This window comes from Sinorhizobium fredii USDA 205, assembly GCF_001461695.1.
Classification (GTDB): domain Bacteria; phylum Pseudomonadota; class Alphaproteobacteria; order Rhizobiales; family Rhizobiaceae; genus Sinorhizobium; species Sinorhizobium fredii.
In genome coordinates, this window is record NZ_AUTC01000035.1 from 1 (window position 1) to 12,755 (window position 12,755).

The 12,755-nt window shown below is 62.4% G+C and carries 9 protein-coding genes and 1 pseudogene; 6 read left to right on the forward strand and 4 right to left on the reverse strand.

Features of this window, described 5'->3' with window-relative positions; all coding sequences use genetic code 11:
• Window positions 1-20 precede the first annotated feature (20 nt).
• The 3 genes from N181_RS32890 to N181_RS33650 form a co-directional block, all read right to left on the reverse strand.
• A complete protein-coding gene (locus N181_RS32890; protein WP_234892859.1) occupies window positions 21-176 on the reverse strand; it encodes a hypothetical protein in 156 nt (51 codons plus the stop codon).
• A 294-nt stretch (window positions 177-470) separates the two neighbouring features.
• Window positions 471-3,230 carry a KGGVGR-motif variant AAA ATPase gene (locus tag N181_RS04660; RefSeq protein WP_060563258.1) on the reverse strand — a complete coding sequence of 920 codons (2,760 nt, stop codon included), beginning with the start codon at window positions 3,228-3,230 and terminating at the stop codon, window positions 471-473.
• Window position 3,231: 1 nt separating this feature from the next.
• Window positions 3,232-3,558, reverse strand: coding sequence for a hypothetical protein (locus N181_RS33650; RefSeq protein WP_157784654.1), 327 nt, complete (start codon window positions 3,556-3,558; stop codon window positions 3,232-3,234).
• Window positions 3,559-4,028: 470 nt separating this feature from the next.
• Between N181_RS33650 and N181_RS04670 the strand changes: the two genes are divergently transcribed.
• The 5 genes and pseudogenes from N181_RS04670 (at window position 4,029) to N181_RS04690 (ending at window position 10,964) form a co-directional block, all read left to right on the forward strand.
• Window positions 4,029-5,009: an ABC transporter substrate-binding protein gene (locus tag N181_RS04670; protein WP_037397155.1), complete on the forward strand. Its 981-nt coding sequence runs from the start codon at window positions 4,029-4,031 to the stop codon at window positions 5,007-5,009.
• A 7-nt stretch (window positions 5,010-5,016) separates the two neighbouring features.
• A complete protein-coding gene (locus N181_RS04675; protein WP_080577601.1) occupies window positions 5,017-7,053 on the forward strand; it encodes an ABC transporter permease in 2,037 nt (678 codons plus the stop codon).
• Window positions 7,041-8,086 (forward strand): annotated as a pseudogene (locus N181_RS04680) (ABC transporter ATP-binding protein). Before N181_RS04675 ends, N181_RS04680 begins: the two are co-directional and overlap by 13 nt.
• Window positions 8,087-8,455: 369 nt before the next feature.
• Window positions 8,456-9,064, forward strand: coding sequence for a glutathione S-transferase family protein (locus tag N181_RS04685; RefSeq protein WP_037397160.1), 609 nt, complete (start codon window positions 8,456-8,458; stop codon window positions 9,062-9,064).
• A 187-nt stretch (window positions 9,065-9,251) separates the two neighbouring features.
• The gene (locus tag N181_RS04690) at window positions 9,252-10,964 is read left to right on the forward strand and encodes an HAD family hydrolase (protein ID WP_037435756.1); all 1,713 of its coding nucleotides are present in this window, start codon (window positions 9,252-9,254) and stop codon (window positions 10,962-10,964) included.
• Window positions 10,965-10,994: 30 nt separating this feature from the next.
• On the opposite strand, the gene N181_RS04695 is transcribed toward N181_RS04690, so the two are convergent.
• The gene (locus tag N181_RS04695) at window positions 10,995-11,189 is read right to left on the reverse strand and encodes a hypothetical protein (protein ID WP_014328831.1); all 195 of its coding nucleotides are present in this window, start codon (window positions 11,187-11,189) and stop codon (window positions 10,995-10,997) included.
• A gap of 314 nt (window positions 11,190-11,503) precedes the next feature.
• Between N181_RS04695 and ftsZ the strand changes: the two genes are divergently transcribed.
• Window positions 11,504-12,541 carry a cell division protein FtsZ gene (ftsZ, locus tag N181_RS04700; protein WP_014328830.1) on the forward strand — a complete coding sequence of 346 codons (1,038 nt, stop codon included), beginning with the start codon at window positions 11,504-11,506 and terminating at the stop codon, window positions 12,539-12,541.
• Window positions 12,542-12,755: the final 214 nt, after the last annotated feature.

Genomic DNA, 12,755 nt, shown 5'->3' on the forward strand with positions numbered 1-12,755 from the left:
GAAATCGCAAAAAGCCTCGGCTACTGCGGTCCTGACCGGATGGTTACGACAAGCGTCAGCGACCAGTAGGCGAAGAGCGCCAGCACGCCGAGCCGCAGGAACTCGGTGACCCGCGGCTCGATCGACGCCGGCGCGCCGGCAGGCTCGGCTTTGACTGGAGATTGCGCATCGTCCATGGCGGCCTCCCCGGGGCGCGCAAGTCCGCCGCCGTTCGCCCCCGCCAACGGCCGGCATGGCCGGGTGATTGCCAAGGTCAAGCTCGAGACGAAGATCAGGCGGCGAGGGGAAGTGTACAGCGGGGGCGGGGTGGCGGGAAGTGTCAGTACGGCGGGTTCCGTGCAGCCCCGCGCACAGTGGGGCTGCACGTGAAAACGTAACTTTCTCAATTCCAAAGATTGCGATCGAGCGGCTATGCGCTTACTTCACAGACGCTCAATATCGATCCTGGTGAACCACAAGCTTCCGTACATTCAGCGCCCCCGCCCGGCAGCCTGCCGCATTAGCGTGACAACCTTCCGGCGAGCACCGCCGGAGTAAAACAGATTGAGCCCACTCCGGTACAGTTCAGGAACAAAGAACTCGTCTTCATACCTAAAGAGGACGCCATTGTCCTCAAGAACTCTGACATCCTCACTGCCTATCAGTTCGTGTGCGCGTTCATACGACCACGGTAGCTCACGCTGACTACCCACTAAGCCTTCAATCTTTCGAAAGATTCGCTTTAGGTCCACGTTTTCCTCACCGGTTTCGAAAACGCGATCTCTGCTGCATGGTCCAATAGCGTCGCGCATCGCGCGTGGACTTAGAAGCCTTTGGTCGTGGTAGATGTCGCTAGGAGTAGACCGCGACGCTGACTCAGCGAGAAACCGTACGAGGTCTCTGGCTTTGATGCTTCGATTGAAATCCGAAAGCGATGACATGGTCCATTCGAGAGACCTCGCTTCCCGAGAGGTGTTGGGCCCCATTTTCCAGCCCCATAGCTCGACAAGCTCTTGACTACGCTGTTCCTCGTCCAGCGATGCTAAGCTCTCGGGAGCGATCGTCGAAGGCAAGCTGCCAGATTGTTGCGCAATCCACAGAGCCAACGCTGACGCTTCGGCCCAGTTCCATCGAAGAGCAAAGGCGGAATACCGATCGGCAAATTGCTTAAAGTTATTGACCATCGCGTAACGAGCGAGGTCCTCTCTGATAAAGATGACGCATCCCACGTTCTTTGTTGGAAGTTGAGAAAGCCAATCAGGGACAAGTCGCAGTAGCGCCTCCACCGCCGCTTGCTCCTGCTCACTTGATCGCAATCTCGAGAACAGGGTTTCGATCCCGTCGAAGATGCCGACGACCGCATGGCCGGGAAGCAGTGCTTCAGTGAACCGTCCAAATGCTTCAGGTGTCCCGGGTGTAAATCCTGCACGCCACGCAATCATATCCAACCAAAATTGTCGCCAAACTACCGCACTGCCGGCATCTGGCCGTTGTAACTGCCGCTGGACCGCGTCCGCGATTAGCTGATCATTGAGTGGCATTCCGCCCGTCAACGCCCGTGCTGTTTCAGCCGTTACCTTGCGCTCTGCCTCGCGGGCATCGCGATCTAGATCCTGCGGTGGCGTTACGGGTAGCACCAAAGCTTCGGAAGATCGAGGCTGCTTTAGACTTCCTACGCCCAGCTTTTGAGTGAAGGTTCCCCACGTCTTAGACAAAGCTAGTGACATGAAAGTATATGACTTGCCCGAACCCTTTTCACCGATAACGGTAACCGTTGGCGGAGCACTTTGGTGGCGCTCGGCAAGGTTGACCAGCGAATCTGTGGGATAGATGTCGGCTTGCGGCTGGCTTTCCGCAAAGATGCTCTTTCGCGCGTATTCTGCAAGTCTTTCACGTCGCTGATTCGCATCTGTGAGAACCCTGTCCTGTCCTAGGACAGACGGTGCGGACAGCGGGACGAGTGATCCGAAAATCGAATACATTTGATCCGGGAGGTTGGTTCGGATCAAACTCCGCTGCGTTTCCCTCAAGTCGCGGGGTAGGATTGTTACTGTCGGGTCTGCATCGACGATGGAGGTCGTGATCGATGCCTCCTGAAACGGGTTCTCGGGTGCGTCCGTAAGTTGATCAGACGACCTTAACTGCTCCAAGAACAGGCGAATCTCCTCCTCAAACACCGCCATGGCAGCCAGTGCACTCTCTTGTCCAAACCCAGCTTCTGTAAGCCCCGGAGGACTTTGATTTATAATGACTGTAGGAAGGCTCGCGTCGAATTGTGTGCTCGATGCGGCTCGCCATTTGGAAGCCATTTCGCGCATGCGGTCCAGCAGCATAATCGTTCCATCAATGGCTTGGCCGTTCAACGTGGTGACGAGAACGTGCTGAAGCCGAGGGTCAAGGAACAGGGACGCAACCAGCTCGGAAAGACCGGCGCGAAGATCAACAATGACGAGATCAGCCCCAATTCTTTTCCCGAGACGGGCAACTAGCGAGCCTACAAAGAAAGGAGATCTCTTTCCGGAAAGAGTGAGAGTTTCAGGCGAAACGCTGGGAAGACCGAGATCGCGTGTGCAAGGTAGAACTATCAAGCCATCTATCTCTTGATCCGCAAGTCGACCAGCTACAGTCTCAATCGCGTCGTTAGCTTCAATCTCCGAAGATGTAGCTGCAATTGCAAGCAAATCCGCGAATGCAATTCGCGGTTTGGGCATCGAATGTTTGAGTAGGCTGGATATTCCAGGAGCTTCGAAGTCTGCGTCGATGAAAAGAACGCGGCGGTGAACCTTATGCACCGCCGCCGCTAAGGCGAGCGCGAGCGTGGTTCGCCCCATTCCACCTTTGAAAGAATGAAAAGTAAGCACCGGTGGGCAGTCGCCTAAGTCATCAGTCTCGGCTACTTCATACGGCATGTTATAGACCACTACGGATCCCGACATAAGGGTTGGCCGAAGCCGCAGGCGCTGGCCTGTTTTCCAATCCTCCTCGACCCTTTCAAACTCTACCGGAAGAAGGCGAGGCGAGGCGGAGCTTGTCGCCTCAAGTGCGATCGCAAGTTCGTCCTCCAGAAAGCGCGGACCAAAGGTCTGCCGAAGCCACGCCTTAACCGGCTCCATCGCCGCTTGAGGGAGTAGAGAGAGAGCTAGGCGCGATGGCAGCGGCTGTGCTCTGAGCACCTCCCGCGGAGCTGAGCGAACCGTTTCACCGTCCCGCAGGCGGTTGAGCACATCGAGATAGGTGTAGAACTCTGTCATCTTAAATTCCCTGAGTCGCCATTCGCGTGTCAATCGCCTGCAGTATGGTTTCCAGCCATTGTTCCACATTGATCAAGTACCCGTCGGCGATCTTGACACCATAGCGGGCAGCTTCGTGTAATTTATACGGTGGAAATGTATCACCGTTAACGGCGAAGGAATGAGGGGTGCTTCCAACATCCACGGGGAGGAGGCCAGCAGCGAGGCAAAGTTGCTCTATGTTGTGCAGATCAATCTGGCCTCTTGGCAGTCCCAAGCTTGCCACCAAAGCATTCCTGAGGTCGCCGGTACTTGGAAGCGAACCGGACATCATCACCAAATACTTCAAACCGCACTCAGCGGCGTAGAAAAGCGAAACAAACCGAGAGCGTCTCGGTACGCCCGCGACGCCTGATGCTGATCGATGGCGCTGGAAGGCTCGCCTTATGGCTACTGGATCAGACGAGACTTGAACATCCCTTGTAACTACGGCGTTTCGGCTCGTCACCGCTCAACCTGCTTGGCACACGTCCGTTCCGTAGCACAACTCATCGACATGGGCCAAGGCTTCGAGGCTGGGAAAGGGCTTGAGGCGACACATGAATGAAAGGAGGGGATGTCGCCTTCCGCAACAGGCAGTTTTGCTGGAGACGAGCGCCAGAACCGGACCGACCGCTTCCGGCCCCGGAGCGGTAATTCATCCAAGCCGACGCCAATGTCTCCTACTGGCGCAAAGCTGACTCACTCCCCCCTGTCACACCCCTGTAAAACACCCGCTCTATCCCTCGGCGCCATCTTTCTCGCACCGAGGGCAATTCCATGAAAACGCTTCTCTCCGCCGTTGCCGCCACGCTCGTCGCAGGCCTTCTTTCCACCACGGCCTTTGCCGAAAACCTGGTGCTTTATACGAGCCAGCCGAACGAGGATGCGCAGGCGACGGTGGATGCGTTCACGGCGGCGAACCCCGGCGTCGAGGTCGAGTGGGTGCGCGAGGGGACGACGAAGATCATGGCCAAGCTGATGGCCGAGATCGAGGCGGGCAATCCGGTGGCGGACGTGCTTCTGATCGCCGACACGGTGACGATGCAGCGGCTGAAGGAGGGCGGGCATCTGCTGCCGCACAAGTCGCCGGAGGCGGCGGGCTACGATGCGGCGCTCTATGATGCGGACGGCGCCTATTATTCGACCAAGATGATCACCACCGGCATCGTCTACAACACGTCGGTGGCGATGAAGCCGGAAGGCTGGCAGGATCTTGCCAAGCCGGAGGCGAAGGGCCTCGTCACCATGCCGAGCCCGCTGACCTCCGGCGCGGCGCTGATCCATGCCGAGACGCTGGCCGGCATCCCCGGCCTCGGCTGGGATTATTACAAGGCGCTCGCCGAAAACGGCGCGACGGCGGCCGGCGGCAACGGTGGCGTGTTGAAGGCGGTGGCGACCGGCGAGAAGGCCTATGGCATGCTCGTCGACTTCATGGCGATCCGCGAGAAGACCAAGGGCGCGCCGGTGGAATTCGTCTTCCCGGCCGAGGGCGTTTCCGCCGTCACCGAGCCGGTCGGCATCCTGAAGACTGCCAAGAACGTCGATGCCGCGAAGAAATTCGTCGACTTCCTCATCTCCGAGGAAGGCCAGAAGGTGGCGGTGAAGATGGGCTATATCCCGGCCCGCAACGGCGTGGCGCTGCCGGAAGGTTATCCGGCCCGCGAGACGATCAAGGTGCTGCCGGTCGATGCCGCCGCGGCGGTCAAGAATTCCGAAGCGGCTCTCAAAACCTTCTCCGGCATTTTCGGGACGAACTGACCGCCTTATGACAGGAGCGGACGAGATCGCCCGCAGCCGGCGCTTGCGCGCTCCGGCGGCAGCGCCGGACGCGGAAAGAGGCTCCGGGGTCAAGAACCTGGAGCCGCCCCTGCGCCTGCGGTCGACGGCGCGGCGGTTCGGCCGGTTGCGGTTTCTCTTTCTCTTTGGGGGCGGCGAGGCGGCGGAAAGCCGGTCACCTCAGACGACTGCCGCTAGGCTGCCGGACGAACTGACGCGGACTTTAAGCGGCGTCGAATTGCCGGCGGTGCCTCACGCTACGGAAGAAGGCTCCCCTAAGGCGAAGTCAGCGCAGCATGCCGATCGGGCAGGGCGGTGGTTCGCCTTCCGCTTGCGCAAGCGGCGGGCGCCGTCCGGCGGCGAGCCGGCCTGGCTGCTGCCCTTCGTGCTCGGCGCCGTGCTGCTGCTTTCCGTGCTGCCGCTTGCCCGCCTTGCCGGGGCGGGGGTGAGCGGCCTTGTCGACGGGCAGGCGGCGCAACTGATCTTCGAGCCGGCGACCTTCTCAGCACTTCGCAACACGCTTGTCACCGCCACCGGCGGAATGGCCGTTTCGCTCGCCCTCGGTTCGCTCTTCGCCTTCGCGGTGGCGCTCACCGACATCAGGGGCAAGCTGGCTTTGAGCTTCGCCTTCATGCTGCCGATGATGATCCCTCCGCAGGTGACGGCGCTCGCCTGGGTGGAGATGTCGGGGCCGGCGAGCCCCTTGCTCAAGACGCTCGGGCTGGCGCCGCCGCTCGGCAGCCCGCAGCCGCTCTATTCGCTTTCCGGCATCGCGCTTCTGCTCGGCGTGCAGCACGCGCCGCTCGTCTTCCTGGCGTTGAAAGCCGGGCTTGCGGCGAGCCCGCGCGACGGCATCGAAGCGGCGCGGCTTGCCGGCGCCGGACCGTTCCGGGTGTTTCGCGATATCGTGCTGCCGCTCGGCGCTCCGGGGCTGATCGCCGGCGGGGCGATCGCCTTCGTCTCCGGCATCGGCAATTTCGGCATTCCGGCAATCCTCGGCATTCCCGCCGGGATCGAGACGCTGCCGACGCTGATCTTCAGCCGGCTGGCGAGCTTCGGCGCCGCCACCTTCGGGGAGATCGCGCTGATCTCGACGCTGATCGCGGCGATCTCCGCCGCTGGGCTCATCGTGCAGCAGCGGGCACTTGCCGGCCGCGACTATCGCCTCATCGGCCATTCCGGGGCACGCGCCGCCTTCGCGCTCGGGCGCTTTCGCATCGCTCTCGAAGTGCTGCTCTGGGCGCTGCTGGCGCTGGTGCTGGCAGCGCCCCTGCTGGCGCTCGTCGCAAGCTCGCTGGTGCCGGCCTATGGCGTGCCGCTCAATCTCAACACCATGTCGCTCAGCGCCTATGCAGAAATCCTGTTCCGCCAGTCGATCACGCTGACGGCGCTCAAGAATTCGCTGTTCCTGGCTTCCGCCGCGGCACTCGGGCTGCTCACCGTCACCGTGCCGGCCGCCTATCTCTTGACCCGGCGGAAGGGTGCGCTCGCCAATCTCATCGCCATCCTGATCGAGATTCCCTATGCGCTGCCCGGCATCGTGCTCGCCGTCGCCTTCATCCTCACCTTTGCGGCACCCCTGCCGGGCGTCGGCGTCTCGCTCTACGGGACGATCTGGATCATCCTTGCCGCCTATTTTTCCTCCTTCCTCGCCGTCAGCCTGAAGCCGGTGCTGAGCGCCTTCCTGCAGATGGACCCTGCGCTCGAGGAGGCGGCAAGGCTTGCCGGTGCGGGCTTCTTCCGCCGCATGCGCGACGTGCTGCTGCCGCTCGTTGCGCCCGCCGCCGGCGCCTCCGTCATCCTCGTCTTCCTGATCGCGGCGAACGAACTGACCGTCTCGGCGCTGCTCTGGTCGGCGGGCACCCAGACGCTCGGCGTGGCGATCTTCAATCTCGACGACAGCGGCTCCTCCGATCTCGCATCGGCACTGTCGGTGCTCGTCGTCCTCTTGGTGATCGCGCTGATGACGGCGCTCGAATTCTTGGCGAAACACCTGCCGGAGGGCGTGCTGCCGTGGCGCAACTGATCCTGAACCATCTGACCAAGGATTACGGCAGCGGAAGGCCGGCGGTGGCCGACGTCTCGCTGACGCTGCGCAGGCAGGCGTTTCTGGCGCTTCTCGGGCCGTCCGGCTGCGGCAAGACGACGGTGCTCAGGATGATTGCCGGCTTCGAGCAGCCGAGCGACGGCTCGATTTCCTATGGCGAGCGGCGGCTTTCGGACGCGGAGCGCGCGTTGCCGCCGGAAAAGCGCAACATGGCGATGGTGTTTCAGTCCTATGCGCTCTGGCCGCATATGACCGTCGCGGAAAATGTCGGCTATCCCTTGAAGGTGCGGGGCGTTTCCGGCGCGACCTGGCGCAAGCTCGTCGGCGAGGCGCTGTCGCTGGTCAAGCTCACCGAGTATGCCGAGCGGCGGCCGGCCGAGCTTTCCGGCGGCCAGCGCCAGCGGGTGGCGCTGGCCCGCTGCCTCGTCACCCAGCCGGACGTGGTGCTGCTCGACGAGCCGCTCGCCAATCTCGACCAGCATCTGAGGAAGGCAATGGAGGAGACGTTCCGCGCCTTTCACGAGCGATCCGGGGCCACGATGGTTTATGTCACCCACGACCAGGCCGAGGCGATGGCACTCGCGACCGACGTCGCTGTCATGTCGGAAGGCCGGCTCCTGCAGGTGGCGCCGCCGGGGAGATCTATGCCCGGCCGGAGGGCCGGGTGGTCGGCGGGCTGATCGGGCGCGGCAGTATTCTACGGCTGAATATGCCCGAGAATGGCGAACGGCGGCTCGATTGGCCGCTGTTGCGGGAGGCGTTTGGTGTCGTAAGCGGAAAATCGGCTCCCACCGACAAGGGCCCGCTGGCCGACGTGCTGGTGCGGCCGGAGCAGGTGCACCGCGGCACCGACGGCATTCCGATGCGGGTCGTCTCATCGGTGTTCGAGGGAGAGCGCTTCGCCCTGGAGCTTGCGCTTCCCGATGGGCAGCGGCTGAAGGCCTATAGCAATGCGGCGATCGCCGAGGGCGCGCTCGCGCCGTTCGTCGTGAGCGGCGGCTGGCGGCTCTGAGCTGGCATCTCTGCTTGGGCCCGCCTTGAGGAGGCGGGCGGGGTCGTTTCGCAGACCGTCATCCCTGTGCTCGTCACAGGGATCCAGCCACGGCGTGTCTGCGCCGTGAATAGGCAAGGCGCCAAAGGGCAGGATTCCGACAGCCTTCCGCCCGCTGCATCTAACCACAGTTGCAACACACAGGATTCCTGTGACGAGCACAGGAATGAGGAGGGTGTGTTTATGGGGGCGACACTAGAGAGCAAAGCTAGAGGAGGAACAAAGCAGGTGATATTCCGCGAGGCTGGATGAAATTTCAAACCAGTTGCAATATGCAATCACTTACGTCATAATCCATGGGAAAAACGGCCAGAAGTAAAGGAGGAGACAATGAAGCTTCACCAGGGCATGGGACCGAATTCCTATAGGGTGCGCATCTTCCTCAAGGAAAAGGCGATCGAGGTGCCGATGGTCGAGGTCGATTTCGCCAAGGGCGAGCACAGGGCGCCGGACTTCCTGAAGCTCAATTCGCTCGGCCAGATTCCGGTATTGGAGCTCGACGACGGAACGATCATCACCGAAAGCGTCGCGATCTGCCGCTATTTCGAGGAGGCCCAGCCGGAACCGCCGCTTTTCGGATCGGACGCAGTCAGCCGTGCCAAGGTGGAGATGTGGAACCGGCGGGCGGAACTGGTGATCTTCGCCACGATCGGCAATGTCGCGCTGCACTCGGATGCGTTCTTCAAGGATCGCCTCACACAGTTTCCGGCCTTCGCCGAGACCGAGCGGCAGGCGGTGCCGAAGAAATGGGCCTGGCTCGACCGTGAGCTTGCCGATGGCCGACCGTTCCTCGCCGGAGACAATTTCTCGGTCGCCGATATCACGGCTGGCGTCTGCGACTGGCTGGGCGAAGTCTTCGGCATGGAAATCCCAGCTTCGCTGAAGAACGTGCAGCGCTGGAACGAGCGGGTGAGGAGCCGGCCGAGCTGGAACGCGTGAGGCCGGAAGGGCTCGGCATCGGGCCTCGTCGGGAAGGCGTCATCTGAAAGGGGGCCGCCGTTCCGGCTCCGACAGGTCGCTTAGATCCGTTATCGTGCGGGAACCAGCATGGGGCTCGCACGTTCCCCGTCAGCACTACAAAGGCGAGGTCGGGGAGGCCGACCCGGCAAGAGAGGCGGGCGATCTCATGTATTTCATGGCTCTTGCGACGGACTATGATGGCACTTTGGCCGAGGAGGGTACGGTTCGGCCGGAAACTCTCGAAGCGCTGAGAAGGCTGAAAGAGACCGGCCGCAAGCTGCTGCTCGTCACCGGGCGCGAATTGCCGGACCTCAAGCGGGTTTTCCCCGAGATCGACCTGTTCGACAAGGTCGTCGTCGAGAACGGCGCCTTGCTCTATTCGCCCGATAGCGGTGAGGAGACGCCGATCGCGCCGGCGCCGCCGCCGGAATTTGTCGAGCGCCTTCGGCAGAAGGGCGTCGACGACATATCGGTCGGGCGCTCGATCGTCGCCACCTGGGAGCCGCATCAGGCGGCCGCGCTGGAAGCGATCAATGAACTCGGGCTCGAACTCGAGATCATCTTCAACAAGGGCGCAGTGATGGTGCTTCCGACCGGCGTCAATAAGGCGACCGGATTGAAGGCGGCGCTGAAGGAGATGCAGCTTTCGTTCCTGAATGTCGTGGCCGTCGGCGATGCGGAGAACGACCACGCCTTGCTCCGGATGTGCGGCTGTGGCGCGGCGGTGGCGAACGCCTTGCCGGCGCTGAAAGATACGGCCGATTTTGCGCTTGAAGGTGCGCGCGGCGAGGGCGTCGAAGAATTGATCGCGGCGATGGTCGAGCGCGACTATGCGTTCTGCACCAATCAGCGCCACCAGGTGCCTGTCGGCGAGGGTGAGAACGGGTCGGTGGAAATTGGGCCGCCTGACGTGCTGTTGATCGCCGGAAGTTCGAGCGTCGGCAAGTCGGCGCTCGCAACGGCGCTTTCGGAGCGTTTGCGAGAGCGGCGCTTCCAGTTCTGCGTCTTCGATCCGGCGGGTGATTACGAGGATCTCGAAGGTGTGGTGACCGTCGGCAACGGTTCGACCACGCCGACGGACAGCCAGGTGCTCGAAATCCTCGCCAATCCGGACGACAATGTGGTTGTGAGCGCGCTCGGCTTCGAGCCCAAGGAACGGCCTTCCTTCTTCGCCAAGCTGCTGCCGGGCCTTTCGGCGCTTCGCGCCCGGACGGGCAGACCGCACTGGCTGATCATCGACGAGGCCCATCACCTCGTGCCGGCGGTGCGCGACGGTGAGCCGGAGCCGCTCTCGGAAGGCATCTCGGGAATGATCATGATCACCGACCATCCCGATGCGTTTTCGCCCAAGGCGCTCGCGGCGGTAACGGCGGTGGTGGCCCTCGGCTCCGAGGCGCGCCAGGCGATCGAGAGCTTCTGCGGGGCGGTCGGCGAGGCGCCGCCGGCAGGCCTCGATCAAGTCCGCGAAGACGACGAGCTGCTTTTCTGGCGCCGCGCGACGGGTACATTCGTGCAGCGCATCCGGGCGGAAAAGCCGAAGCAGGTTCTCAGGCGCCAGACCCGCAAACATGCCGAGGGGCATCTGGGCGAGGAGGCGAGCTTCTATTTCCGCGGCCCGGAGAACAGGATGAACCTGCGCGCCCACAATCTGACGATCTTCCTGCAGATTGCCGAGGGGATCGACGAGGAGACCTGGGAGCACCATCTCAGGGCCGGCGACTACTCGAAATGGTTCGGCGACCGCATTGGCGATCAGGACTTCGCGCAGGAAGTCGCCGGAATCGAAGAGGATCGTTCCCTTTCGCCCGCCGCGAGCCGGAAGAGGCTCGCCGAGGCCGTGCGCCGTCGCTACACCCTACCTGCGTCCGGGAAGGACTGAGGTGGCGGCGAGGGCGGTTGGAACGAGAGCTTAGCGTTTCGGCTTCTGCTTCGTGCCGGCGCTCCTTCCATCAGAGCTCTTGGAACGCTCCTCGAACCGGTCGGCGCCTTTGGCGAGATCGGATCCCTTTTGCGCTTCCACCTTCTTCTCTTCTTTCGCGGCGCTCTTGCGCAAGCCGCGAGCGGATTGCTTGCCCTTTGCCGTCGGGGCTTGTTCGACACCCATTGCAGCCACTCCTCAAGGAAGACGGAATGGAACGTGCCGGGGCGTTTCCTTGTTCCTTCCGGAATGCTTTTCGCCTTTTCCACGCCGGAATTGGGAGCGACGGAGCGTGCAACTTGTGCGCTCGATTCCGGCGGCGGTTCGCCTGCCGTTCACGTAGCTGTGGACTTGCCTTGATTTTGCCCCTCTTGCCTTCTCCCTGGCCTTTTTGAATTCCTAGAATGGAGGCGCGTGATTCGCGCCGCACCGCATTCGATCGCGTTTCCCGGGGCACGGGCAGCTTTCGACGGCCGGGGAACTGCCCAAGGAGAAGAGCCATGACAGAGTACAAGAAGCCGATCATCACCGAGATGCGCCCGAAAATCACTGTCATCGGTGTCGGTGGTGGCGGCGGCAACGCGATCAACAACATGATCACCGAAGACCTGCAGGGCGTCGACTTCATCGCCGCCAATACGGATGCGCAGGCGCTCGCCATGTCGAAGGCGGCGCGGCGGATCCAACTCGGCGCGGCGATCACCGAGGGCCTCGGCGCCGGCTCGCTGCCGGATATCGGCAATGCGGCGGCGCAGGAATCGATCGACGAAATCATGGATCATCTGGGCGGCACGCATATGTGCTTCGTCACCGCCGGCATGGGCGGCGGCACCGGCACCGGTGCGGCGCCGGTGATTGCCGAGGCGGCGCGGCGGGCCGGAATCCTGACGGTCGCCGTCGTCACCAAGCCCTTCAGCTTCGAAGGCAAGCGGCGCATGCAGACCGCGGAGCTGGGCATCGAGCGGCTGCGCGAGAGCGCCGACACTGTGATCGTCATCCCCAACCAGAACCTTTTCCGCATTGCCGATGCCAAGACCACCTTTGCCGACGCCTTCATGATCGCCGACCGGGTGCTCTATTCCGGCGTCAGCTGCATTACCGATCTCATCGTCAAGGAAGGCCTGATGAACCTCGACTTCGCGGACGTGAAGACGGTGATGAAGGGCATGGGCCGCGCCATGATGGGTACTGGCGAGGCAGCCGGCGAAAGTAGGGCGATGATGGCGGCGGAAGCGGCGATCGCCAACCCGCTGCTCGACGAAGTGTCGATGCGCGGCGCCAAGGGCGTGCTGGTGTCGATCTCCGGCGGCATGGACATGACACTTTTCGAGGTGGACGAAGCGGCGACCCGGATCCGCGAGGAGGTCTACGACGAGGCCGACATCGTCGTCGGCGCGATCTTCGACCGCAGCCTGGACGGCACTTTCCGCGTTTCGGTCGTGGCGACCGGCCTCGACAGCGGCCGCGGCACCGAGGCAGCGGCGCCCGAGGCGATGAACGGCCAGGCGGCGGCCGCGCCGGCTCGCACGCTGCAATAGGGAGGCTCGCGAGTTTAGGCGCTGCCAATATGATGGATAGACGAGCCGTCCTCGCTTCACTCATCCAGTTCGATAGATCCTTGACTGAATTGAGAGCGGCACTCGCTGAGCTGTGTTGGGATTCTGATGCAGTCATCACGTTAAAGCGTGACGATGTTGCCTCAATTTTGAGACGATTCGAAAACGGCGAAATCGACGAACACTCCGTGGAGGC